24 protein-coding genes and 1 tRNA gene are annotated in these 23,829 nt (G+C 29.6%); 15 read left to right on the forward strand and 10 right to left on the reverse strand.

The features are described from left to right. Positions 1-135 precede the first annotated feature (135 nt). Both J0H68_07460 and aroB read left to right on the forward strand, forming a co-directional pair. Positions 136-681 (forward strand): shikimate kinase, encoded by a 546-nt coding sequence (locus J0H68_07460; protein MBN8828527.1) that lies wholly within the window; start codon positions 136-138, stop codon positions 679-681. Beyond that, positions 668-1,744: a 3-dehydroquinate synthase gene (gene aroB, locus J0H68_07465; GenBank protein MBN8828528.1), complete on the forward strand. Its 1,077-nt coding sequence runs from the start codon at positions 668-670 to the stop codon at positions 1,742-1,744. The genes J0H68_07460 and aroB overlap by 14 nt, the downstream gene beginning before the upstream one ends. 10 nt (positions 1,745-1,754) lie before the next feature. Here the strand turns inward: aroB and ychF are convergent, their stop codons facing one another. The 4 genes from ychF to J0H68_07485 are packed head-to-tail and all read right to left on the reverse strand — an operon-like array spanning position 1,755 to position 4,986. Then, positions 1,755-2,855 carry a redox-regulated ATPase YchF gene (ychF, locus tag J0H68_07470; protein MBN8828529.1) on the reverse strand — a complete coding sequence of 367 codons (1,101 nt, stop codon included), beginning with the start codon at positions 2,853-2,855 and terminating at the stop codon, positions 1,755-1,757. An 8-nt stretch (positions 2,856-2,863) separates the two neighbouring features. Continuing rightward, complete coding sequence (locus J0H68_07475; protein ID MBN8828530.1) at positions 2,864-3,433, reverse strand: aminoacyl-tRNA hydrolase; 570 nt, start codon at positions 3,431-3,433, stop codon at positions 2,864-2,866. A 7-nt stretch (positions 3,434-3,440) separates the two neighbouring features. Further along, positions 3,441-4,043, reverse strand: a complete 603-nt coding sequence (locus tag J0H68_07480) for a 50S ribosomal protein L25/general stress protein Ctc (protein ID MBN8828531.1) — start codon at positions 4,041-4,043, stop codon at positions 3,441-3,443. Positions 4,044-4,056: 13 nt separating this feature from the next. Continuing rightward, a complete protein-coding gene (locus J0H68_07485; protein ID MBN8828532.1) occupies positions 4,057-4,986 on the reverse strand; it encodes a ribose-phosphate pyrophosphokinase in 930 nt (309 codons plus the stop codon). Between the two features lie 137 nt (positions 4,987-5,123). Here J0H68_07485 and J0H68_07490 point away from each other — a divergent pair, with 137 nt between their 5' ends. Then, entirely contained in the window at positions 5,124-5,711 is a 588-nt protein-coding gene (locus J0H68_07490; protein MBN8828533.1) for a thioredoxin domain-containing protein, read from the forward strand. 40 nt (positions 5,712-5,751) lie between these two features. Here the strand turns inward: J0H68_07490 and J0H68_07495 are convergent, their stop codons facing one another. The 4 genes from J0H68_07495 to murJ form a co-directional block, all read right to left on the reverse strand. Next, entirely contained in the window at positions 5,752-6,501 is a 750-nt protein-coding gene (locus tag J0H68_07495; GenBank protein ID MBN8828534.1) for a hypothetical protein, read from the reverse strand. Between the two features lie 140 nt (positions 6,502-6,641). Next, positions 6,642-6,827, reverse strand: a complete 186-nt coding sequence (locus J0H68_07500) for a Trm112 family protein (protein ID MBN8828535.1) — start codon at positions 6,825-6,827, stop codon at positions 6,642-6,644. Positions 6,828-6,854: 27 nt separating this feature from the next. Further along, positions 6,855-7,121 (reverse strand): 30S ribosomal protein S20, encoded by a 267-nt coding sequence (rpsT, locus tag J0H68_07505; GenBank protein MBN8828536.1) that lies wholly within the window; start codon positions 7,119-7,121, stop codon positions 6,855-6,857. Between the two features lie 132 nt (positions 7,122-7,253). Then, positions 7,254-8,780, reverse strand: a complete 1,527-nt coding sequence (gene murJ / locus J0H68_07510) for a murein biosynthesis integral membrane protein MurJ (GenBank protein ID MBN8828537.1) — start codon at positions 8,778-8,780, stop codon at positions 7,254-7,256. 154 nt (positions 8,781-8,934) lie between these two features. On the opposite strand from murJ, the gene J0H68_07515 reads away from it, so the two are divergent. From J0H68_07515 to J0H68_07530, 4 genes are all read left to right on the forward strand, one after another. Continuing rightward, positions 8,935-11,865 carry a hypothetical protein gene (locus tag J0H68_07515; GenBank protein ID MBN8828538.1) on the forward strand — a complete coding sequence of 977 codons (2,931 nt, stop codon included), beginning with the start codon at positions 8,935-8,937 and terminating at the stop codon, positions 11,863-11,865. A gap of 24 nt (positions 11,866-11,889) precedes the next feature. Then, positions 11,890-12,741: an N-acetylmuramoyl-L-alanine amidase gene (locus J0H68_07520; protein ID MBN8828539.1), complete on the forward strand. Its 852-nt coding sequence runs from the start codon at positions 11,890-11,892 to the stop codon at positions 12,739-12,741. Positions 12,742-12,841: 100 nt separating this feature from the next. Beyond that, positions 12,842-14,482, forward strand: a complete 1,641-nt coding sequence (locus J0H68_07525) for an ABC-F family ATP-binding cassette domain-containing protein (GenBank protein ID MBN8828540.1) — start codon at positions 12,842-12,844, stop codon at positions 14,480-14,482. Positions 14,483-14,509: 27 nt separating this feature from the next. Then, positions 14,510-15,532, forward strand: coding sequence for an alpha/beta fold hydrolase (locus J0H68_07530; GenBank protein ID MBN8828541.1), 1,023 nt, complete (start codon positions 14,510-14,512; stop codon positions 15,530-15,532). A gap of 30 nt (positions 15,533-15,562) precedes the next feature. Here the strand turns inward: J0H68_07530 and J0H68_07535 are convergent, their stop codons facing one another. After that, positions 15,563-16,528: a hypothetical protein gene (locus tag J0H68_07535; protein ID MBN8828542.1), complete on the reverse strand. Its 966-nt coding sequence runs from the start codon at positions 16,526-16,528 to the stop codon at positions 15,563-15,565. Between the two features lie 99 nt (positions 16,529-16,627). Continuing rightward, positions 16,628-16,717 (reverse strand) — tRNA-Ser (locus J0H68_07540). Between the two features lie 95 nt (positions 16,718-16,812). On the opposite strand from J0H68_07540, the gene J0H68_07545 reads away from it, so the two are divergent. The 8 genes from J0H68_07545 to kdsA all read left to right on the forward strand — a co-directional run bounded on the left by J0H68_07545 (position 16,813) and on the right by kdsA (position 23,819). Then, the gene (locus J0H68_07545; GenBank protein ID MBN8828543.1) at positions 16,813-17,730 is read left to right on the forward strand and encodes a 50S ribosomal protein L11 methyltransferase; all 918 of its coding nucleotides are present in this window, start codon (positions 16,813-16,815) and stop codon (positions 17,728-17,730) included. Positions 17,731-17,855: 125 nt separating this feature from the next. Next, positions 17,856-18,131 carry a flagellar motor switch protein FliN gene (gene fliN / locus J0H68_07550; GenBank protein MBN8828544.1) on the forward strand — a complete coding sequence of 92 codons (276 nt, stop codon included), beginning with the start codon at positions 17,856-17,858 and terminating at the stop codon, positions 18,129-18,131. 1 nt (position 18,132) lies between these two features. Beyond that, the gene (locus J0H68_07555) at positions 18,133-18,924 is read left to right on the forward strand and encodes a MotA/TolQ/ExbB proton channel family protein (GenBank protein MBN8828545.1); all 792 of its coding nucleotides are present in this window, start codon (positions 18,133-18,135) and stop codon (positions 18,922-18,924) included. 13 nt (positions 18,925-18,937) lie between these two features. Continuing rightward, complete coding sequence (locus J0H68_07560) at positions 18,938-20,194, forward strand: sigma-54-dependent Fis family transcriptional regulator (GenBank protein ID MBN8828546.1); 1,257 nt, start codon at positions 18,938-18,940, stop codon at positions 20,192-20,194. 52 nt (positions 20,195-20,246) lie between these two features. Then, positions 20,247-20,963 (forward strand): triose-phosphate isomerase, encoded by a 717-nt coding sequence (tpiA, locus tag J0H68_07565; GenBank protein ID MBN8828547.1) that lies wholly within the window; start codon positions 20,247-20,249, stop codon positions 20,961-20,963. 57 nt (positions 20,964-21,020) lie between these two features. Continuing rightward, a complete protein-coding gene (secG, locus tag J0H68_07570; protein MBN8828548.1) occupies positions 21,021-21,332 on the forward strand; it encodes a preprotein translocase subunit SecG in 312 nt (103 codons plus the stop codon). Between the two features lie 18 nt (positions 21,333-21,350). After that, entirely contained in the window at positions 21,351-22,988 is a 1,638-nt protein-coding gene (locus J0H68_07575) for a CTP synthase (protein ID MBN8828549.1), read from the forward strand. A 9-nt stretch (positions 22,989-22,997) separates the two neighbouring features. Further along, complete coding sequence (gene kdsA / locus J0H68_07580; protein MBN8828550.1) at positions 22,998-23,819, forward strand: 3-deoxy-8-phosphooctulonate synthase; 822 nt, start codon at positions 22,998-23,000, stop codon at positions 23,817-23,819. The last annotated feature ends 10 nt before the right edge of the window (positions 23,820-23,829 follow it).

Genomic DNA, 23,829 nt, shown 5'->3' on the forward strand with positions numbered 1-23,829 from the left:
GTAAAACTAATGATGAATATTTTAAATGCTTAATTATGCCTTTTTTCATATAATTTTTTTAAAAACTTATTGTCTTTTAGGTGCTTATCAACCATTATCTCTTTTAATATTAAAACAATTAAATATTAAAGCAAGATGAATATTTTAAAAATTAACAAGCCAATAGTTCTTGTAGGACTCATGGGATCAGGGAAAACTACCATTGGTTATCGTCTTGCTTTACAACTTGGTTTACCTTTTTTTGATAGTGATAAAGAAATAGAAAAATCAGCTTGTTGTTCAATTTCTGACATATTTTATTATGCCGGAGAAGCTTATTTTAGAAAAATTGAACATCAAACAATGAAAGCCCTTCTTGAAAAACCGGAAGGCAAAATTATTGCTACAGGCGGTGGATCTTATATTAATCCTGATGTAAAAAATCTTATTAATGAAAAAGGTTTATCAATTTGGATTAATGCAAGTTTAGATGTAATTGTAGAAAGGGTATCACGCAGAAATACACGCCCCTTATTAGAACATGGAGATAAAAGACAAATTCTTCAATCTTTAATGGAAGAAAGATATCCAGTTTATGCTGAATCACATATAACAATTTCTAGTGATAATAAAACTCATGCTGAAACTGTAAAAATGATTATTAACGCTATTAATCAATATTTTGGTGATGAAAACTATTAAATTCAAATGTCATGAAACTCAAGAAGGTGAAATAATAATTGGTTCACATTTATTTGACGATTTTGAAAATTCACTATTAATAGAAACCTTAAATTCTCTAAACATTGAAAAATTTATAATTATAACTGATGCAACAATTAGTAAGTTATACTTACAAACTGTTTTAAACTTTTTTTCTATAATTTCTCCGGTTCATTTTATTGTTATTGATGAAAAGGAAGAAAGTAAAACTTTGCAAATAGTGAATTATTTATGTGAACATCTTACTAACTTAGGTTTATCAAAAAATAGCTGCTTGATAGCTTTAGGTGGAGGTGTAGTAGGGGACATAACAGGTTTTGTTGCAAGTATATTATTTCGCGGAATTAATTTTATTCAAATACCTACTAGCTTTTTATCACAGGTTGATAGCTCAATTGGCGGAAAAAATGGTGTTAATGTTAATTCATATAAAAATTACATTGGAACTATTTATCCAGCGAGTTTAGTAATCTCTGATGTTGCTTTTTTGAATTCTCTTTCTCAAGAAGAATTTTTAAATGGTATTGCAGAATTAATTAAAATTTCTATTTTATGCGATAAAGATTTATTTAATTATCTTAAAACTAATTATCAAAACATAGTAAAATTTCAGAAAGAAAATTTAATTCATATTATCAAAACCGGTGTTGAATTAAAAAATAAATTTGTTGAAAAAGATTTAAATGATGCAAGTGAGAGAAAGGCTTTAAATTTTGGCCACACTATAGGACATGCGATTGAAACTGCGAGTAACTTTAGTATTTCGCATGGTTTTGCTGTAAGCATCGGTATGGCCTATGAAATTCAACTTACTAGTAAGCTTGGTATTACACCTAACAATATTGTGGAAGAAACTTTAGAAGTTTTAAAACTTTATAATTTACCCTATCAATTAGAAAATAATTTGCTAAATAAAGCTATAGAATCCATAGCATTTGATAAAAAGAAAGAACAAAACAAAATTACTATGCCAATAATAAAAGAGATTGGTAAATCTAATTTAGAAAAAGTAAATATTGAATCTTTTAATCTACTTAAATAAACAATAATTATTATACGTTAAATCTAAAATGGAAGATATCACCATCTTGTACGGTGTATTCTTTACCCTCAAGCCTCATTTTACCAGCTTCTTTAGCGCCATTCTCACCGTTACATTTAACATAATCTTCGTAAGAAATTGTTTCAGCTCTGATAAATCCTTTTTCAAAATCGGTATGAATAACACCTGCCGCTTCAGGAGCTGTAGCGCCTTTTCTTACAGTCCAGGCATGAGCTTCCTTTGGTCCAATAGTAAAAAATGTGCTTAAATCAAGTAATTCAAAGCCAGCTTTAATAATTTTCTTTAATCCAGTTTCTTCTAAGCCTAAATCTAATAAAAATTCTTGCTTTTCTTCCTCTGAATTTAAGCCTGCGATTTCTGATTCTATTTTTGACGAAATAATTACATGTTTACAATTATTTTTCTTAGCAAAATTCCCAACTTCTTCAGTCCATTTATTACCTTTACTTGCTTCATCTTCTTTTACATTACAAACATATAATACTTTTTTAGTTGTAAGTAATTGAAGTAATTTAAGTGTAGGAATTTCATCTTTATCAAAAGTAATTGAACGAGCTGGCTTACCTGCTTCAAGTACAGGAAGAACTTTTTTTATTAATTCAAATTGTTCTTTAGCTTGTTTATCTCCTGAACGAATTTTTTTTTCAAAACCTGGAAGTCTTTTATTTAAACTTTCCATATCAGCTAATATAAGTTCTAGTTCAATTGTTTCAGCATCTCTAAGCGGGTCTACTGAGCCATCAACATGAGTAATATCTTCATCTTCAAAACATCTTAAAACATGGATAATAGCATCTACTTCACGAATATGTCCTAAAAATTGATTACCTAAACCTTCGCCTTTACTTGCGCCTCTTACAAGACCTGCAATATCAACAAATTCGAGTTGAGTAGGAATAATTTTTTGTGAACTTGCAAGTTTTGCTAAAGTTTCTAAGCGATTATCTGGTACAGAAACTTTTCCAACATTTGGTTCAATTGTACAAAATGGATAATTTGCAGCTTCTGCAGCTTGGGTCGCAGTAAGTGCGTTAAATAATGTAGATTTCCCAACATTTGGTAAGCCAACTATGCCACATGCAAAACCCATAAAACCCTCTATTTTTCTAATGCTATTTTGGTTGTAAAATTATTTAAATCTTTATTTAAAAGTGTTTGAAAATTATTAGCTATATTTAAAAATAATCCTTCTAATTCATCTAACTCGGCTTCTTTAAATTTACCTAATACATGACTTGAAGCATTCCCTTTTTTGCCTACTCCAATTCTTAAGCGGAAATAATTATTTCCTACTAAACTATCGATTGATTTTAAACCGTTATGTCCGCCGCTACTACCACCTTGTTTAACTTTGATTTTTGCAAAATCAAGATCGATGTCATCATGAATTACTAAAATGTCCTCTACCTTTATTTTATAAAAACTTGCAACTTGTTGAACCGATTTACCTGATAAATTCATAAAAGTTATGGGTTTTAAAAGAACAAGTTCATTACCTTTGTAGTTGGTAGTGGCGATTTCGCCTTGCCATTTATGTTTAAAGGAAATAGAAGAATTGGCCTTTTGATTCAAGTATTCTGTAAAATAATCTATGAACAAAAAGCCAATATTATGTCTAGTTAAAGTATATTCAGGGCCTGGATTACCAAGCCCACAAATTAACTTCATTTATTTGTTATTGTTGAGATTGAGCAGCTGGATTTTCCGCGTCATCAACACGACCAACGATAGTTACAAGAGTAACATTTTCGGTGCCTGCAAATCTTGTACCAGCCGGTAAGTCAATATCATTAATATGAATACTGCTACCAATGTCTAAAGTACTAAGGTCAAATTCAATAAAGTGAGGGATATTTTGAGCCTTACAAACTAACTCAATTTCACGACGAACTATGTTAAGTACGCCACCACGTTTAATACCAATAGTTTTATCTTGGTTAGTGTAATGAATTTTTACATGTACTTTTACTTCTGATTTTTCATCAACATGAATAAAGTCAATATGTTCAATACTATCACTTACAGGATGAAGTTGAACTTCATATGGAAGAGCTAGATAAGTTTCTTTTCCAACTTTAATGTTTAATAATTGTGCCATAAACCCTGATTTATGCATACGAACAGTCATTTCTTTTGCATCAAGTGTTATGTTCACATTTTCTTTATTTTTACCATAAATTATTGCTGGAACCTTTTTGTTCCTTCTTAATTCACGAGCAGAACCTTTACCTAAGTTAGTTCTATATTCACCTTCAATTATTTGCGCAGCTATTGACATTAAATTTTCTCCTTTAATCAAATAAACTAGAGACAGAAGTTTCTTCTGATACCCTTCTTATCGCTTCCGCCATAAGTCCTGATATTGAAACTTGTCTAATATTACTTATCTCGTTAATTTCTTGTTTGTAGATACTATCGGTAATCACTAAATTTTGCAATTTAGAATTTTTTACTTTTTCTAAAGCTCCTTGCGATAACACTCCATGGGTAACGTAAGCGCTAACACTTCTAGCTCCTTGTTCAATTAATTTTGCAGCAGCATTGCATAAAGTTCCTGCAGAATCAACAATATCATCAATCATTATGCAATCTTTGTCATGTACATCACCAATAATATGCATAACTTCTGAAATGCCAGCTTTTTCACGACGTTTATCAACAATTGCTAAATCAACTCCTAATTTTTGAGCTAAGGCTCTAGCTCTTACCACTCCTCCAACATCAGGAGAAACAATTGTTAAATTTTTACTTTTAAAATTAGCTAAAATATCGCTTACAAATACAGGCATTGCATATAAGTTATCAACAGGGATATCAAAAAAGCCCTGAATTTGACCTGCATGTAAATCTACTGTTAAAACTCTATTAGCGCCTGCGGCAGTTATTAAATTGGCAACTAATTTAGCAGAAATAGGGGTTCTTGGTCCGGGTTTACGGTCTTGCCTTGCATATCCAAAGTAAGGGATAACAGGAGTGATTCTTTTAGCAGAAGCTCTTTTCAATGCATCAATTGTAATTAATAATTCCATTAAATGGTCATTAGCAGGAAAGCTTGTAGATTGAATAATAAACACATCTTGGCCACGGACATTATCCATAACTTCTACGAAAATTTCGTTATCAAGGAATCTTTTTATATTAGCGTTTATTAATTTTACACCCAAATTGGTTGCAATTTTTTCCGCTAAGACCTTATTACTGTTACAAGCTAAAATTTGCATTGTTATTAAAATATTATTTTTTAATGAAAAATTTTTCGTATATTATATACAAAACTATGTTATTAAATTAAACTAACGCTAATATCATGATTTAGTTTAGTTGTAAACTTATTTTAGAGGATACGTTAAGGAATTTTATGAAGAAGTATTTTTTAATTTTAATGATGATGGTAAGTAAAATATCTTTAGCTTTGGATTACAATAAGTTATTGGATAGTGACTATGTCTTGGGTAATAGAGATGCTAAAGTACAAATTATAATGTATTCTTCTTTAACTTGCCCTCATTGTGCTACTTTTTATACGAAAACTTTCCCTAAGTTACAACAGGCCTATATTGATAATAATAAAATAGCTTTCGTAAATAGATCTATATTAAATGATCGTGTAAGTTTAGCCGGAACAATGCTTGCTTATTGTGAAGGTGAAAAAGATTATTATAAAATAATTAAAGTTTTATCCAAGCAATTTGAACATTGGGTTATATCATCAGAGTATCTAAATAGATTAGAAAATATAGCATCTCTTGCAGGATATGATAAAAACAAATTTGAAAAATGTATGAATAATGAATATTTGCAAGATCAATTACTAAGATCTCAAAAAGAAGCCACTAGTCAATTAAATATAGATGTTATACCATTTATGCTTATTAATGGTAAGCCTTATAAGGGTGCTCATGGTTTTGAATATTTATCTAAAGAGATTGAAGAATTATTAAAATAATATACTGAGAATTCAAACACCCAGTATATTATTAATTAAATTATTTTATATCTGTTCCTAAAAAGTTGTCGGCTTGTCTATTTAAATCAAAGACCGTACGCACTGGAGATTTCGTAGAGTAATTATTAACATGTAAAACTTGAGCCTGGTCAAAAATAGCTCTTTTTACTTCTACTTCCTTTGAATCTGCATCAATAATTTCATCACGACTTACAGGTTCGCTTACTATTGGGGCTGTAGGTTGGAAATTAAAAGGATTAAATTGATTTTTAAACAAATTAATTAACTGTTGATTTACTTCTACTTGCGTCTGTTTTAATTTCAACTTAGCAGCTTCTGTATCTCTTTTATGTTGGTCTTGAGCATCTTTTAATTCTGCTTTCTTTGGTGCTTCTTTATGATCTGCGTCACTTGAACTTGCTAAAAAGGATAAAGTTGTAACTACTGTACTTATTGTAATTAAAAGAATAGTAAATTTACTACAAACGGTAGCGAAGCTACTTGCAATTACTGCAAAGGCAGTGAAAGCTTCTTTTGCAAAATAAGCGCTGAAAATAATAGGGGTAAGATATACAATGCTTTTTGCCATTCTTGCGTAGGCTTTTCCGTAAGGGCTTTCATATTTATTTTCATCTAGGGAAAGAGCATTGAAAACATTTCCAAGAAAATAATTGCTAGCTTTTTTTAAGGTTTGACAGGCTTTATTTAAAAAATGGTTTGTTCCTTCTTTTATCTTATCTATTGTGCTATCGTATACACTTGACAATTTTTTAGTTAAAAAATCAAACATTTAAAACTCATTAAATAATTAACTATTGAAAAGATTTATACTAAAAATTAACCAATATGTCAATGAGATAATTAATATATTTACTTTTATTTAAGGTGATAAACCTTAAATAATTGTTACATATACCTAAAAATTAAAAATTATAATTTTCTAGCGTGGTCTGTAAGAAGAACGGGTATACCATCAATTATGGGAAAGGCAAGTCCAGCAGCCTCGCTTATAAGTTCATTAGTAATTTCATTGAACTTAAGAGGCTGCTTTGTTAGCGGACAAGCAAGGATTTCTAAAAGAGTAACATCAAATTCGAAAATTTTTTCTGCTGTCATTTAATAAATTTTACCAAATTTTAAAAGTTACGCTGCCATAGCTTTAACTTTCGCTGCAAGCTTCTTAACCATTCTTGAAGCGGTACCAAGGCTTAAAACTTTCTTTGTAACGCCACGCATAATTTCGCTTTGAGCATGTGATAAAACTTTACGAGCGTCATCGTTATTACCGGCTGCAATCGCAACTTCTACTTTCTTAATAAAAGTTTTAATTCTGCTTCTTCTAGCGCGGTTAATTGAAGCTCTTTTGAGTGATTTTCTGTGAGCTTTTTCAGCCGATTTATGATTTGCCATTTCTGAACCCATTAATAAATTTTTGTGAGCATAATAATATCTTATATAGAAACAGTCAATGATTAAAATTCAAAAATAAGCGACTGATATTATGTTAAATCACTATTTATGACTGTTTATTAAGCAATATAATTATTTTTTCCTATAAATCAAAATGCCTTTAATTTCAGTAAAATCGTAAGCTTTAAATAAGAAAGCAATAATTATAAAAGCCGAGTAAGCTATCCCTACTTTAATTAATGTTAAAATTAGCGTAGGAAGAGCAATATTAATTTTAATAATTAGAAACATAATAGCGATTAAAATCAAACATGCAAATAAATTCGCTAATAATTTACGTTTTAAGCGTTTGTCGAATTTGATTAAATCGAATCTTTTTAAATAACAATATAAAAGAGTAACGTTAAACCAAGATGAAATGGTGCTTGCAATAGCAATTCCTAAGTAAGTTTTGTGAAATCCTAAAAATAACATATTTACAGCAATGTTTAATAAAAGCGACATTAAAGCAACTTTAAAGGGGGTTTTAGTATCATGAATAGAATAAAAACATGGGGTAAATATTTTATTTAGAATGTAAGCAGGTAAAGCTAATGTCATTATAATCATAAGGTTAGCTGTGGCCTGACTATCTTCCTTAGTAAATGCTCCATATTCAAATGTCGACACAATTATTGGTTCAGCGAGCGCAATAATGATAATTACTGTTGGAAGGGTTAAAAGCATAGTAATTTCAATAGTGCGGTTTTTTATATCATTAGTTTTAGAGGAATCAGTTAATTGATATTTAGATAAAACAGGGAGTAATACCATTGAAATAGAGGTGCCAATAAGAGCTAGAGGCAATTGTACTATCCTATCAGAATAATACATAAGAGACACGGCTTTTTCAAAAAGAGTTGCAATTGAAGTGCTTACCCATAAATTAATTTGTACTACTGAGGCACTTAAAACTCCTGGAATCATAGTTTTTAAAAATTTTCTAGTATCAGAATTTAGTGAAGGTTTTACAAGTTTTACGAAAAGTTTATTTTTAATAGCTATATAAAGAACTAAAACTAACTGAAAACACCCAGAAACTACAATACTTAAGGATAATAACTTGCCTATATATTCTTTATCATCACTTTTAATTACTAAAGCGACCATCATGCAAAGATTTAAAATAATAGGAGAAATAGCAATACTAGAATATTTCCCAACGCTACTTAACATTCCACCAAAAAGCGCGCTTAAAGACATAAAGAATAAATAAGGGAAGGTGATTCTAGCAAAAGTAACTGCTAAATTGAATAGTTCAGGTTCGTTATTAAAGCCAGGAGCTAGAACTGTCATAATCTTATCCATTTGCCACTCAGCAATTACAGATAAAGCTATTAAGGCAAGTATAAGCATCGAGAAGGTTTGGCTTGCATAAAAACTTGCTTTTTCAATACCTTCATTATTAAGTTTCTTTGTAAATATAGGTACAAAAGAAGAAGTAAAAGCTCCTTCTGCAAAGAAACTTCTAAAAACATTCGCAAACCTAAAGGCTACATGGAAAGCATTAGCAATAGGGCCGGCCCCTAGCACGGTTGCCATAAGGATTTCCCGAGCATACCCAAGCATGCGTGAAATAAGGGTAAAAAAGCTTATAAGTATTGATGAGCGGATAAGCATAATTTTTATATATCAAAAGTTTATGTTCAAGTTTTAAATTTTTATTTAATAACAGTCAAATAAATAAAATATTAACAAAATGAACAAATAAAACTTTATATTAACTATTTGTTAGTGTATAATTTGCAAAAAATAAAAGATTAAGGAAATAGGGATGTCGAAGTTAAGTAAAGATAAATTTAGTGAGCTAAATAACTTTAATTTAAAGTTAGAAGAAGTAATAGAAAATGATGACATCGAAAAAGCAAAAAGAGCTTTAAAGGGATTTACTAAAACCATAGGTATAAGCGTTAAACCTGAAGAGATTACAAAGGATTCCGAATTCATAAAAAAAATAACTTCAAGATTTGCTGATAATGACAGATTAACTTTTATTAAAATTACACAATTAGTGCATACATGTGCACAAAAAATTGAAAATAACAAATTCACAAACAAAGAGATTATATCAAAAAGTAAAGAGATAAAAAATAGCTTGAGTAGTTTACTTGAAAAAATTAAGCGATCTGAGCAACCAGTTGCTAAGCCAACTATTCAAGTTAAAGATCATCCTGATACTCCAGCAACTACCCCAACAAATTCACCAAGAAAAGATGGAACTAACAATAATCAAAAACCTGAAGAAAATAATAATAAAAAAAAGGGTAATGATATGAAAGCTAATTCAAGAAGTAAGTTGTTCAAAACAAACAATAATGGAAGTGAAGATTTAGCTAAAACAAATGAAATTTTAAAGGGCGAAATTGCAAAGTTATCTAGTGAACTGGATAGACTTAAGGGAGAAAGCGAAAAATCATTTAATGATAATTTTAGAAAGATTCAAGAAGTAAAAGAAGTTGAAGGCAAGCTTAAAGAAGAGTTTAAGAATTTACAGGCTAAAAATGAAGATTTACTTAAAGAGTTAGGAATTAGCAGAACTGCTAATGAAATGTTAGTTAAAAAAAATAAAGTTTTTTTTAAAATGATTAATAGTTTCCGTAAAGCGCTTAATCTTCCCCTTTTAGATGATAAAAATAGTATAAGTAATAAGAAGAACGAAGAAGAAGATGTAACTAAGGCATTAGAGGAAAAAATAAATTTACTAACTGAATATGAAACTCAACTTCAAACTTTACAAAAAGAAAAAATAGAAGCTGAAACTAAAGTTAGGAAGTTAGAAGAGCAAAATAAAATACATTTAGAACAAATTGAAAGTACGCAAAAAGAATTAGAAAAAACTAAGCTAGAAATAAGTCAAAATAATCAAAACGAAGCATCTGATAAAAGAAAACTTGAAGAAGAAAAGCATGGTTTAAAAAGAAATATTCGTGATCTTGAAAGTAAAATAGAGCAATTAACCCAGGAATACAAATTAAAATTAAGTCAAAAAGATGGAGAGCTTAAAGATTTACAATTTAACATAGGCTTTGAAAGGCAAAAAAATAAAATTCAGTTAGAAGATGAAGCAAAAAAAATTGAGGCAATACAGCAAAATTATATTGAAGAATTAGCAAAGTATACAAACGAATATACAGCGCAAAAAAAGCAAATGGAAGCGTTTAGGGAAAATTATGAAAAGAATACTGAAGAATTAAAAAGCCAACTTCAGGAAAGTGAAGCTAAACTTAAAGACGCTGAAATAAAGTTTCAAAATAATCAGCAACAATTTAATGAAACTAAAGAACAATTAGAATTAGAAATTGCTAAAAATAAAGAAATTTTTGAAGCTAAACTTTCTGAACTAGAAGAAGAATTGAAGCAAAAAAGTCAAGAGTTAGAAGAGTTAAAACAAGAATTAGCGAATAAAGAAGACAAAGAAGAATTATATAAGAAAAACCTTACTCAAAGAGAACAGGAATTAGCGGAAAATATTGATAAGTTAAAATCTACGCTTGAAAGTGAGCAGGAAAAAATAAAGAAGCATAATGAAGAAGCAGCAGAATATAATTCATTAATTGAAAAACAAACAACTGAATTAGAATCTTTAAAGCAAGAAAAAACTTCTCTTGCTAATCAGCTTATAATTTTACAGCAAAAATTTGAAGAAGTTACTGAAGCTAAAAATAAATTAGAGCAAGAAGCAAAGGCGATTGAAAATGCTAAAGAAACTCATAATGAAGCGCAAAATTTGCTAGATGAAAGTGAAAAAGAAATTAAGCGGGCAATATCAGAAATAGAAGAACTCAAAAGTGAAAATCAAAAAGTTTTAGAAGAAGTTAAGCAGTTAAAACAACAGCTTGAACAATCTCAAAAAGAAAAAGAATCGTTAAATACTGAAATTGAAGATTTAAAAAAACAAAGTGAGCAACTTCATTCTGAAAATAAAGTAATTAAAATAGAAAAAGAACATCAAGTTCAAGACCTTCAAAAGAAAATTAGTGATCTTGAAACCTTAATAAGAGAAGAAACAAAAAGGATTGAACAATTACATGAAGAAGCGCAGAAACTAAAAAGAGAAGAAGAAAAAAATAAAAATGATTTTACTCAACAAAGTGCAGCTTTAGAATCTGAGATCGAAAGTTTAAAACAACAAGCGTCTAATTTGCAAAAGCAATTAGAAGAAGAGCAGAAAGCTAGAAAAAGTGTTGAAGATGAATCTCAAATATTTAAAGAAAATCTTAGTGAGAAAGAAAAAGCTAATGAAGAAGCTGTAACAGAAATTACTCAATTGAAGAAGCAATTTAAGGAGCTCCAATCAGCTAAAACTGATAAAAACTTTACAGAAGAAGTTACTAAATTAAAACAGCAACTTGAAGAGGCTCAAAATGGTAAAGCAGCAGCTGAACGACAAGTTAGAGAAAATGCAACCAATGGGGAAAATATTAAGCTGTTAGAAGCGTCTAAAAATTCATTAGAAAAAACTGTAAAAACCCTTAAAATAATATGTGGTGTTGCAACAGCTGCTTTTATCTCGATTGCTATTTGCTATTTCTTCCCAAAACATGTAGCGTCAGCTAGTAATTTACTTAAAGATAAAACAAGCAATATTAAGCCTAAATTAAACGAATTCGGTGGCTGGGTTGGTAATAAAGTTGGCAAAGCAAGAAAATATATTCTTGAAAGAAAAGTAGCTTTAATTTCCAATTCGCCATCACAAAAAGGTTAGTCACTTAATTTGAAGGGGAAACTTATGAAAATAAACATTATTGATAGACCAAGTGTAAATTTTACAGATGAAGAAATAACCCCACGTTATATAGTCATTCATTGTATAGGATATGATGATATAAAAGCTTTAGATATTCTTACAAAAACTGTTGAAAATGGGGGTGGCGGAGTAAGCTCACATTATTTTATTCCTCAAGTACAAGATACTACGCTTGATGGATACCCTATATATAACCTTGTTAGTGATAATAAAAAAGCCTGGCATGCAGGTGCTAGTAAGTGGTATCAAGATGAGAATTTAAATTCATTTTCAATTGGTATTGAGTTTAATTCACCAAATTATGCAAATGCTATAACAGGTGATGGAAATTTAGATTGGTATCATTTTGATGGTTTCCAACAAGATCAAATTCAAGCAGGTGTTGAATTAATCAAAACACTTATGAATAAATATAATATTCCTAAAGAAAATGTTATTGGTCACTTTGATATTGCGCCGTGGAGACTTGATAAAGATGGAAATGCAATTTTAGGTAAAACTGATCCAGGTGCAAAATTTCCATGGAAGTTACTTGCAAAAGAAGGAATTGGAGTGTGGCCAAAAGAAGAAAGAACTCGTGAAGATGAGATTGATTTAAGTTTAAAAAATGTTCAAAAATTATTAGCGGATAATGGTTATAAAATTGAACAAACAGATATTTATGATCCGCAAACAGAATTTACAATTAAAGCTTTTCAAATACATTATATGCCAGAAAATATTGATGGAAAAATTTCTGCACAATTAGTAACAAGCTTAGAAAATTTAACTGATCATCAATATTCTGAAAATCCAATTCAGGCACCAGACTACTATATGCTGGACGTAGCTTAAGAAAGTTTCATTGCAAGGTTGGATGTATTTAAAAAGCTTGATTAATTTCAATTACGGGTTATACAAAACTAACATATTTAAAAGAGATAAAATTAATTAAATGATAAGTATTAAAAATCTTGCAATGAGCTACGGCTCAAAATTACTTTTTACTGATGTAACATTAAATTTAAATGTTGGTGATCGCTATGCGCTTGTCGGTGCTAATGGTTCTGGTAAATCAACATTTCTTCGTTTGTTTGCAGGTGAAGAAGAACCGTTAGATGGTGAAGTTAGTATTCCAAAAAGATATAAAGTTGGATGGTTAAAACAAGATCAATTTCTTTATGAAAATACTAGAATTGTTGATACCGTAATTGCAGGTAAAAAAGCTTTATGGGAAGCATTGAAGGAAAAAGAAGAAATTCTTGCTAAAGAAGAATTCGTTGAAGAAGATGGTTATAAACTTGGTGAATTAGAAGAAGTTATTTTTGAAAATGATGGTTACACTGCAGAAGTTATAGCAGCAGAATTATTAGTAGGTTTAGGGATAAAAGAGGAGTATCATCATCAGCCATTATCAGCACTGTCTGGTGGTTATAAATTAAGGGTATTACTTGCACAAAGTTTATTTGAAAATCCTGATGTTTTATTACTTGATGAACCAACAAACCACTTAGATTTACAAACAATTTATTGGCTAGAAAATTATTTAAAAAATACTTTTAAAGGAATTCTTGTAGTTATCTCACATGACACAGTTTTTCTTAATAATTTAGCAACTACCATATTAGATATCGATTATGGTGAAATAAGACCTTACATAGGTAACTATGATAATTTTGTAGTTAAAAAACAATTGCTGGCGGAAGCTAAATTAAGTGAACGTGCAGATCTTGAAAAAAAGATTGAAAAAATGAAAGTATTTATCGAAAAATTCAGAGCATCAGCAACTCGTTCAAAGCAAAGTGCTTCACGTGAAAAACTTATTGATAAAATGGAATTGCCAACTATCGATAAAAGCTCAAGATTAAACCCTAAATTTAATTTTACTCAAGTGCGTCCTTCAGGAAAAACAGTTTTAACTGTAAGTAATGTGAGTAAAAGTTTTAAAGAGAAAAAAGTTTTAAATAATATTTCGATTAATATACAACGTGGTGAAAAAGTAATTATTGTTGGGCCAAATGGTATTGGTAAATCAACATTACTTAAAATTATAGTTGGTAATTTAAAGCCTGATGAAGGAAATGTTGAATGGGGATATGAAACAAAATTTTCATATTTCGCACAAGATCACCATGAATTACTTAATGAAAGTATATCTGTTTTTGATTGGATGCAAAATTACACATCGCATGACCAGCAACCTAAAGTAAGAACTATTTTAGGAAATGTTTTATTCCGCAAAGAGGAAATTGAAAAAAATATATTAAACTTAAGTGGTGGCGAAGCTGGTAGGCTTTTAATTGCAAAAATGATTTTAGAAGAAGCTAATGTGCTAATTTTAGACGAACCAACTAACCACTTTGATATTGAAACTAAGGATGAATTAAAACGCGCACTAGTTGATTTTAAAGGTACAGTAATTATGGTAACGCATGATAGAGATTTTGCTATGAGCGTCGCTGATAGAATTATTGCAATAACTCCAAGAAGAGTCACCGATTTTAAAGGTAAATATGAGGAATATCTAGCTAAAAATGGTAGTGATTTCTTACAACTAGATAAACAACCTGAACTTAAAGTCGCAAAAGCGAATTAATTGATAAAAATAAATTTTACTAGGTATATGATGAAACAAATTAAAAAAACTTTTTATTTATTGGCTATTGCATGCATCATAATAAATGTAATACCTTTATTTGATGCAAATGCTCTTGGTACTCAAGAAATTTCTTTTACTCTTCCTAATAGTGATAGAGAAATAATAACAGAAATTTATTATCCAATTGATGAAAAAATAAATTCTAAAACTATAGAACATGGAATTTGGCATAGAAAATTTTATGTGAAAAATGCTCCTTTATCTAACAAATCATTAACTTACCCTTTAGTAATATTTTCGCATGGCTGGCAAGGGGATAGGTTTGGAAATTCATGGATTGCTGAGAGCTTAGTTAAAGAAGGCTATATTGTAGCTATGATTGAACATACGCATAATACAAGTTATGAACATAGTGATTTGTTTCTTTATACTTCAATGTGGCAACGACCTTTAGATGTTTCAGAGTTTTTGACATATCTTTTAAATGATAAAACTTGGGGTAAGGTAATAAATCAGGAAAAGATTGTTGCAGGAGGTTTTTCACTTGGTGGACTCACTTCGCTTTGGCTGAGTGGCATTAAAGCAGATAAAGACCTTTTTAAAAATGCAATGGATCATAAATATTCAAGGTGGAATGATTGGCCTGAATATGCGAAAGAAAAAGCTAATAAGGTTGATTGGTCGTATGCTCAAAATTTATATTATGATAAGCGAATTAAAGCTATTTTTTCTATAGCTCCAGATTTAGGTGAGGGTTTTGATAAAAATGGACTCAAACAAAGTAAGATTCCTAGTTTAATTATTGTAGGCACTAAAGATTTCATTACACCTGCAAAAGTGAATGCAGAATTTTATGCTAAAAATATGAATAATTCTAAGGTTATAATTATAAATGATGCTGAACATTTCGATTTTATGAATAATTGTTCAAAGCTTGGTAAGAAAATCACCCCGCATTTATGTAATAGTAATCTAAATAGGAATAAATTACAAAAGCAGGTTAGTAAACAAATTGTAGATTTTTTATCAGAAAATTTGGGTAAATAATTTGCAATAATAATTATATGAATAGATAGATTAATATCTAATGTTTTCATTTAAAAAATTTAAAATATCTTTTCTAAGATTTTTATAAAATGCTTTGCAGTCGCTAATAGTGCCATTAAAATATTTTTCGTTAGAATTATGTGGTAATGATTCATTCAAATAGGCATGATCCATAAAGCTAATATGACGTGAACCAGGATAGTAATGAAATTTATAACCTGACTGTTTAAGTAATTCCATAATACCAGTATTTTTTTGATAAATTTGTCTTTCTTCAGATAAGCAGAATAGGATAGGATATTTTGTGGGATAAGGAAATTGTAATTCTCCATCAATAAATACTATACATTCTTTAACATTTGAATGAGTAGGTTCATGTGGTAATAAGCTATTAACTCCTGATCTAAATATACTAGTAATACGATTAGCAAGCATAAATAATGCATTGCCACCCATTGAATGCCCAATAAGTGCAACTTTAGAGGTATCAATATTTCCAGAAAATTCATTTTTATTTTTCTTTATCCAGTCAAATACATAAAGAATATTATCTATGATATTACTATGTTTAGCGCAGCTTCTATTATTCCATATTTCCGGCTGAGTTTTGTCAGTTACTAATTGATGTTGAATGCATATTACAATAAAACCATGTGAAGCTAATTCTTCATTAAGGATAGCATAATCAGTCATTATTGCTCCATTACCATGATTAAAGATTACAACAGGGTGTTTACCTGAAGAGATGCTTTTTACATTAGCTTGTTCCGCAAATACTTTATTTTTTAAAATAGGGAATAATTTAGGTGCAAATTCTTCATATATTTTTTCTTTTGGAGTATGAGGTCCTTTTGATAAAGGAAAATATATTTGAATAGGTATTAATTGTCCTTCAGGATATTCAAAAGTTTTCCTGAATTCATTGTATAAATTATATTTACATACTCCAACTTTGTAACTACCAGTTGGTGATAATATTATTCTATTGTTACTCATAATTATAAAATTAAACTATCTTCAAAAAATGATATAAAAATTTAAGATTAATTTAGTAAAGAATTTTCAATTTTGTTAAATAACAAGAGATTAAAAATGTGGCGGATGGGGTGGGATTCGAACCCACGGTACGGTTCCCCGCACGCCGGTTTTCAAGACCGGTACCTTAAACCACTCGGTCACCCATCCGTATAATGAATAATTGAGTTACTTTAGATAACATATAACTTGCATTTTAGCAATAGTTATTATTTAGTAAGATCAAATTCTTCAAATGTAGTGATATGGATAATATTGAAAACCCCTTTAAAGGTGCAAGCAAAATCTCAAAATTGAGTATTCTTACTAAATTCAAATATGTTGAGCTTTTAAGCGATTTCCTAGAATTTTATGAAGCTTCTACTAGTGCTTACGAAGTTGATATAACTACTCATGTAGATCCATACCCAGAGGATAAATGGCAAGTTGAAGCATATTTTTTTGATTTAAAAGAAAAGCAGGAAGTCATTGAAGGAACAAAAAATTATATTAATGAGCTTAAAATTGAAGCTGAAATTTTAAATTTTGAAGAAGTACCAGACATAGATTGGGTTAGTGAGGTTCAAAAAAATATTCCACCAATTATAATCCCACCATTTGTTATAAGCTCAGAAGAAATGAATGATAATAGAGAAAAATATCATATAAAAATTAGTGCAGGTAGAGCCTTTGGCACGGGAAGTCATGAAACTACTGCAGCATGTATTGAAGCTTTAAGTAAATTGATAGAAAATAATACGTTTAAAAATATATTAGATATTGGTACAGGTTCAGGTATTTTGGCAATTGCAGCTTCAAAAATTTTTAATTCAAATATTACCGCTACAGATTTAGATAATGTGGCAATTGAAGTAGCTAAAGAAAATTTTAAATTAAATAATATTTCAAATATTAAAGCTTTTGCCTGTGATGGATTTAAAGATGCACAAATAAAACATAATAAATATGATTTAGTATTTGCAAATATATTAGCGCAACCATTAATCGATATGGCTGAAGATGCTGCAAATGTTCTTGCAGACGATGGCTATATAATTCTTTCAGGTTTTTTATTAAATCAAGAAAAAATGGTTTTTGAAAAATATTCTTATTTTGGATTAAAATTATTTGATAGAATAATTAATGGTGATTGGGTTTGCTTAATTTTACAAAAAGCTTCCTAAAAAAAGTTATAAATATTTTTTTACTTATCTACTAAAATAAAAAAATTTACAATTTAATACTCTTGTATTATTTATAATTTAGATTAATATATTAAATATTATCCAAATATAGGTTCGAGTTTATTATGACAGAAAATCAAGAAACTATTGATGAAAATATCAAAATAGAAAGTGTATATGATATTCCTGTACAAATTTCAGTTTTACTCGGCAAATCGATGATGTCAGTAGGTCAACTTCTTAAACTAGGTAAAGGTTCAGTAGTTGAACTTGATAGAAAAGTTGGGGAAGCAGTTGATATTTTTGTAAACGACCGCTTAGTTGCTCGTGGTGAAGTAGTAATAGTTGATGAAAAAGTTGGTGTGACATTAACTGAAATTATGAGACAAGATAAAGAATAAAATGAATGAAACTTCTACAGATTTAACAAGTTTTTTTGGTATCGTATTTTGTATAGCATTAATATTTGCTGCTATAATAGTAGGTGGTAATGTATTAAGTTTTCTTGATGCGCAATCAGTGCTTATAGTTGTTGGTGGTACCTTTTGTGTAACGTCTGCATGTTTTAAATGGGATGAAATCATTGCTTCAATAAAAATTTCTCTTAAGACAGTTTTTTATACTATTAATGATTTAACAGATTCAGCTTATTTTTGTATTAAATGTTCAGAAAGAGCTTATAAAAAAGGGGTACTTGATTTAGCAAATCAAGAAAGAGAAATTTATAATTTTAATCCTTTTCTTTGGGAAGGAGTAAAATTAGTAAGTGATAGTGTAGCAATGGATTTTTTAGATCACAATTTAACACAACATTTAATTTTTATGGTCGAAAGACATAAAAAAACTGTCGCTATTCTTAAAAAGGCGGGAGAAATTGCACCAGCAATGGGTTTAATAGGAACACTTGTTGGGTTAGTTCAAATGTTAAATAATTTGAACGATATTTCAAAAATAGGGCCTGCTATGGCAGTTGCATTGCTTACAACTTTTTATGGTGCTATTATTTCCTATGTTTTTATGTTTCCTCTTGCTTCAAAATTAGAAAGAAATACGCAAGAAGAATTAATTTTAAATAAGTTATTTTATGAAACAATAATTTCTATCGCTAAAAAACAAAATCCAAGATTATTAGAAATTACATTAAATAATATTTTACCTCACGATAAAAAAGTACATTATTTTGATAACAAGTAGATAAAAGGTAAAAATGCGACTTTTAATTATTGGTGATTTATCTGGTGAATTATATAAGGCAAGTCAGGTAGCATCAAAAAGAGGTGCATCTGTTAGGCAAGCAAATAATATTGATAATGCGTTAGAGGATTTAAGATCTGGCAATAGTGCAGATTTAATTTTTATTGATGCTAAACAAAATATAAAAAAATTAGTTGATCAATTATCTCAAGAAAAGATTTTTGCAAATGTAATAGCATGCGGATTCGATCAAAATAAAGATGATGCAGTAACTGCTATAAAATCTGGTGCAAAAGAATATTTACCTCTTCCTCCTGATGAAGATTTAATAGTTTCAATCATTGAAGCAATATCTATAGATAATAAAGATTTCATAGCTTCAAGTGAGACAATGCAAAAAATTATGCAACTCGGCAAACAAGTAGCAAGTTCTGATGCTACTATTTTGATAACTGGGGAATCAGGAACTGGTAAAGAGGTAATGGCTAAGTTTTTACATACTCAAAGTAAAAGGAAAACTAAACCTTTTGTTTCTGTAAACTGTGCTGCTATTCCAGAAAATTTACTAGAATCCGAGCTTTTTGGACATGAAAAAGGTGCTTTTACAGGAGCTGTTGCAAGAAGAGTAGGTAAATTTGAAGAAGCTAATGGTGGAACCCTTTTATTAGATGAAATTAGTGAAATTGATATTAAATTACAAGCAAAGTTACTAAGGGCAATTCAAGAAAAAGAAATAGAAAGAATAGGTGGAAATAATAAAGTTAAATTAGACATAAGAATTATAGCTACTAGTAATAGAACTCTATCTGAAGAAGTTAAAAACGGGAGATTTAGAGAAGATCTTTATTTTCGTTTAAATGTTATAAATATTAGTCTTCCACCTTTAAGAGAAAGGAGAGAAGATATTTTAAAAATTTCTTCATTTTATATTGAAAAATATAGTAAACAAAACAGTCTGAAAATACCTAAATTTGATGAAGAAGCTCTTAAAATAGTAGAGAATTATAATTGGCCTGGTAATGTTAGAGAACTTGAAAATACAATGTACAGAGCTTGTTTACTAGCAGAGAACGGCATTATTAGCAAAGATAGTTTAATGATAAGCGCGGAAAATAGTTTTAGAGCAAAGTCATTAGCCGATCTTGAAAAAGAAGCGATTAGTTCAACGTTAAAAAATTGCTTGGGCGATCATATTGCTGCTGCAAAAATTTTAGGAATTTCTGTAAAAAATCTTGAAGAAAAACTAGCAGCTTACGAACAAAATATGTAATATCATTTTTAATTCACAAAAATTACTTAGTAAATTTAAATAAAAGGTAAGAATGCCAGGTAAAATTATTATAGCTAATTGGAAAATGAACGGTAATTTTTCTTTAGCTCATGAAATAAATAATTATCTAGTTAAAATGGTAAATGCGCCAAATAAAATAATTATTTGTACCCCTAGCATTTTCTTTAATTATTTTGATCATCAAAAAGTAAATCTAGGAGCGCAAGATATTTCAGTTATTGAAGAAGAATACGGCGCATATACAGGAGAAATAAGTGGTAAATTATTAAAATACTCTGGTTGTGAGCATGTTTTAATAGGTCATTCTGAAAGAAGACAATATTTCAATGAAAATAATGAAATTTTAAATAAAAAATTACAAAATGCTTTAAAATTTAATATACAACCAATATTTTGCGTTGGTGAAACAAAAGAAGAATATGATAAGCAATTAACGGCAAAAGTACTTGAAGATCAGCTAAAAATAATAAAAAACTTACCAGTTACTGATCAATTAAAAGTAATAATTGCTTATGAACCAGTTTGGTCAATCGGCACGGGCCTTATACCGGATTTAAAATATATTTCTAAAGTTAAAGATATTATTAATAAGTTATTTGAAAAAAATTTAAAAATAGTGTATGGTGGCTCAGTAAATACAGGTAATGCTAATGAAATACTAAATTCATGGCCAATTGATGGAGCCTTGATTGGGGGAGCAAGTCTTAAGCTTCCCGATTTTAAGAAAATAATTAGTTTTGCCGAATAATATAGAATTATTTTGGGCATTAAAACATCCTCCAGAATACAAATTAGAAGGGTAGCAATGGAAACAATATTACTTATAATTCAAATAGTTGTAACTTTATTACTTATTGTAGTAGTCATACTTCAAAAAACTGGCAGTGATAGCGTAGGTAATTTAAGCGGAGGAGCTAATAATTTTGTTCAGTCCTCAAGTGGTAGTAACTTTTTTACTAAAACTACTGCAATTTTAGCAGCTATATTCATGATAAATAGTTTAGGTTTATCAATTGTTATGGATAAAAAAAATCATTCAGATTCTCTTATAGAAAAAATTGAAAGTAAATCTGCTGAGGATAAAGAGAACGCAGATATAGAAAATATCAGAAAATAACTATAATTTTATTATAAAATGGCCAAAAAGTTTATTTTTATTACCGGTGGAGTTGTATCTTCTTTAGGGAAAGGACTCGCCTCATCCAGCCTTGCTGTACTTTTACAAGCTCATGGCTATTCTGTAAGATTAAGAAAATTAGATCCATATTTGAATATTGATCCTGGCACTATGAGTCCATATGAACATGGTGAGGTTTTTGTTACTGAAGATGGAGCAGAAACAGATCTAGATCTAGGACATTATGAGAGATTTACCGGTGTTAATGCAAGAAAAGGTGATAACGTAACCACAGGAAAAATTTATTCTAATTTATTAGAAAAAGAAAGAAGAGGTGATTATTTAGGTAAAACAGTTCAGGTTATTCCACATGTTACTGATTTAATTAAAGAATTTATTCTAGAAGATCCTGATGATGTAGATTTCATGTTGTGTGAAATTGGAGGCACAGTTGGGGATATCGAAGCTCTTCCATTCTTTGAAGCAATAAGACAACTAAGATATCAAATTGGTGAAGAAAATACTCTATATATGCATTTAACATTAGTGCCATATGTAGCTGCAGCTCGTGAACTTAAAACAAAACCTACTCAACATTCTGTAAAAGAATTAAGAGCAATTGGTATTCAACCAAATATACTTTTATGCAGAGCAGATCGTGATATTAATATTTCTGAGCGCGAAAAAATAGCTTTATTCTGTAATATTGAAGTAGAAAGCGTAATTCCTGCTCTTGATGTTAGTACAATTTATCAAGCTCCTATTTCGTATCATGAATATGGTCTTGATAAACAAGTTTTAAAGCATTTTAAAATTAAATATAAAGTTCCTGATTTACGTACATGGGAAGAAATTGTTGAAAAAATTAATTCACCAAAACATCAAGTAAGAATAGCAATAGTTGGGAAATATAATAGATTAAAAGATGCTTATAAATCTTTAATCGAAGCTTTAAATCATGGCGGTATCGCAAATAATACAAAAGTTACTTTAAGATGGATAAATGCACGAAGCTTGAATGAAGATAATATCGAAGATAAAATGGTTGATATTGATGGCATATTAGTACCTGGCGGCTTTGGGAAAGATGGTGTTCAAGGTAAAATTGTTGCTATTAAATATGCAAGAGAAAACAATATACCGTATTTAGGAATTTGTTTAGGAATGCAACTTTCTGTAATTGAAGCTGCAAGGAATTTACTAGGATTTGAAGATGCGAATTCAACCGAGTTCAATCAAAATACCGATCATCCTGTAGTTGGTCTTATGACTGAATGGCAATTAAATGATGGCAGTAAAAATTTTGTAGACAGTAAAAACATGGGCGGTACCATGCGACTTGGAAGTTATGATTGTGTAATAGAAACTAAAAGTCTTGCTTATAAAATATATAAATCAAACGCAATTAAAGAACGTCATAGGCATCGCTATGAGGTTAATGGAGCTTATATACAAGCTTTCAAAAAACATAAAATAATTTTTTCAGGTATGTCACCTGATAATAAACTACCTGAAATAGTGGAAAATAGAAATAATGACTTTTTTATAGGAGTTCAATTCCATCCTGAGCTTAAATCAAAGCCAACTTTTCCACACCCATTATTTGCTTCATATATAGAAGCAGCAAAAAAATATAATAAGAAGAAAAATGGTTAGAGGTTAAAGATGGCAAATCATGTTAATGTAGGTAATATTAAAATTGGTAATGATTTACCGTTAGTTTTAATTGCAGGTCCTTGCCAAATGGAATCTCGGGACCATGCGATGAAAATGGCTGAGCATGTAAAAAAGATATGCGATAGATTGAATATGCAATTCATATTTAAAACATCTTTTGATAAAGCTAATCGCAGTTCTTTAAATGGTAAGAGAGGCATAGGTTTAGAAAATGCATTACCTGTATTTGAGGAAATAAAAAAAACATTTAATTGCCCAGTGCTTACAGATGTTCATACAGAAGAACAATGTAAAATAGCTGCTGAAATAATTGATGTTTTACAAATCCCAGCTTTTTTATGCAGACAAACTGATTTGTTATTAGCAGCCGGTAATACAGGAAAAGTTGTTAACGTTAAAAAAGGGCAGTTTTTAGCCCCATGGGATATTAAAAATATTATTGAAAAAGTTTACTCTACTGGAAATAAAAATGTTTTAATAACTGAAAGAGGTACAAGCTTCGGTTATAATACTCTTATTTCAGATATGAGAGCTCTGCCTATTATGGCCAGATTTGGTGCGCCAATAGTTTTTGATGCAACACATTCAGTGCAACAGCCTGGTGGTAAGGGTAGTGAGAGTGGTGGAGAAAGAGAATTTGTAGAAGTTCTGGCTCGTGCAGCTATCGCAGTAGGAGTGGCAGCAGTATTTATGGAAGTACATAATGACCCTGATAATGCTCCAAGTGATGGTCCATGCATGCTAAAAGTTGATAACCTTGAAAATTTACTTTCACTTCTAAAAAAATTTGATACAATTGTTAAATCTTAAATAATTATTA

It is taken from the genome of Sphingobacteriia bacterium, from assembly GCA_017304685.1.
GTDB lineage: Bacteria > Pseudomonadota > Alphaproteobacteria > Rickettsiales > 33-17 > JAFKLR01.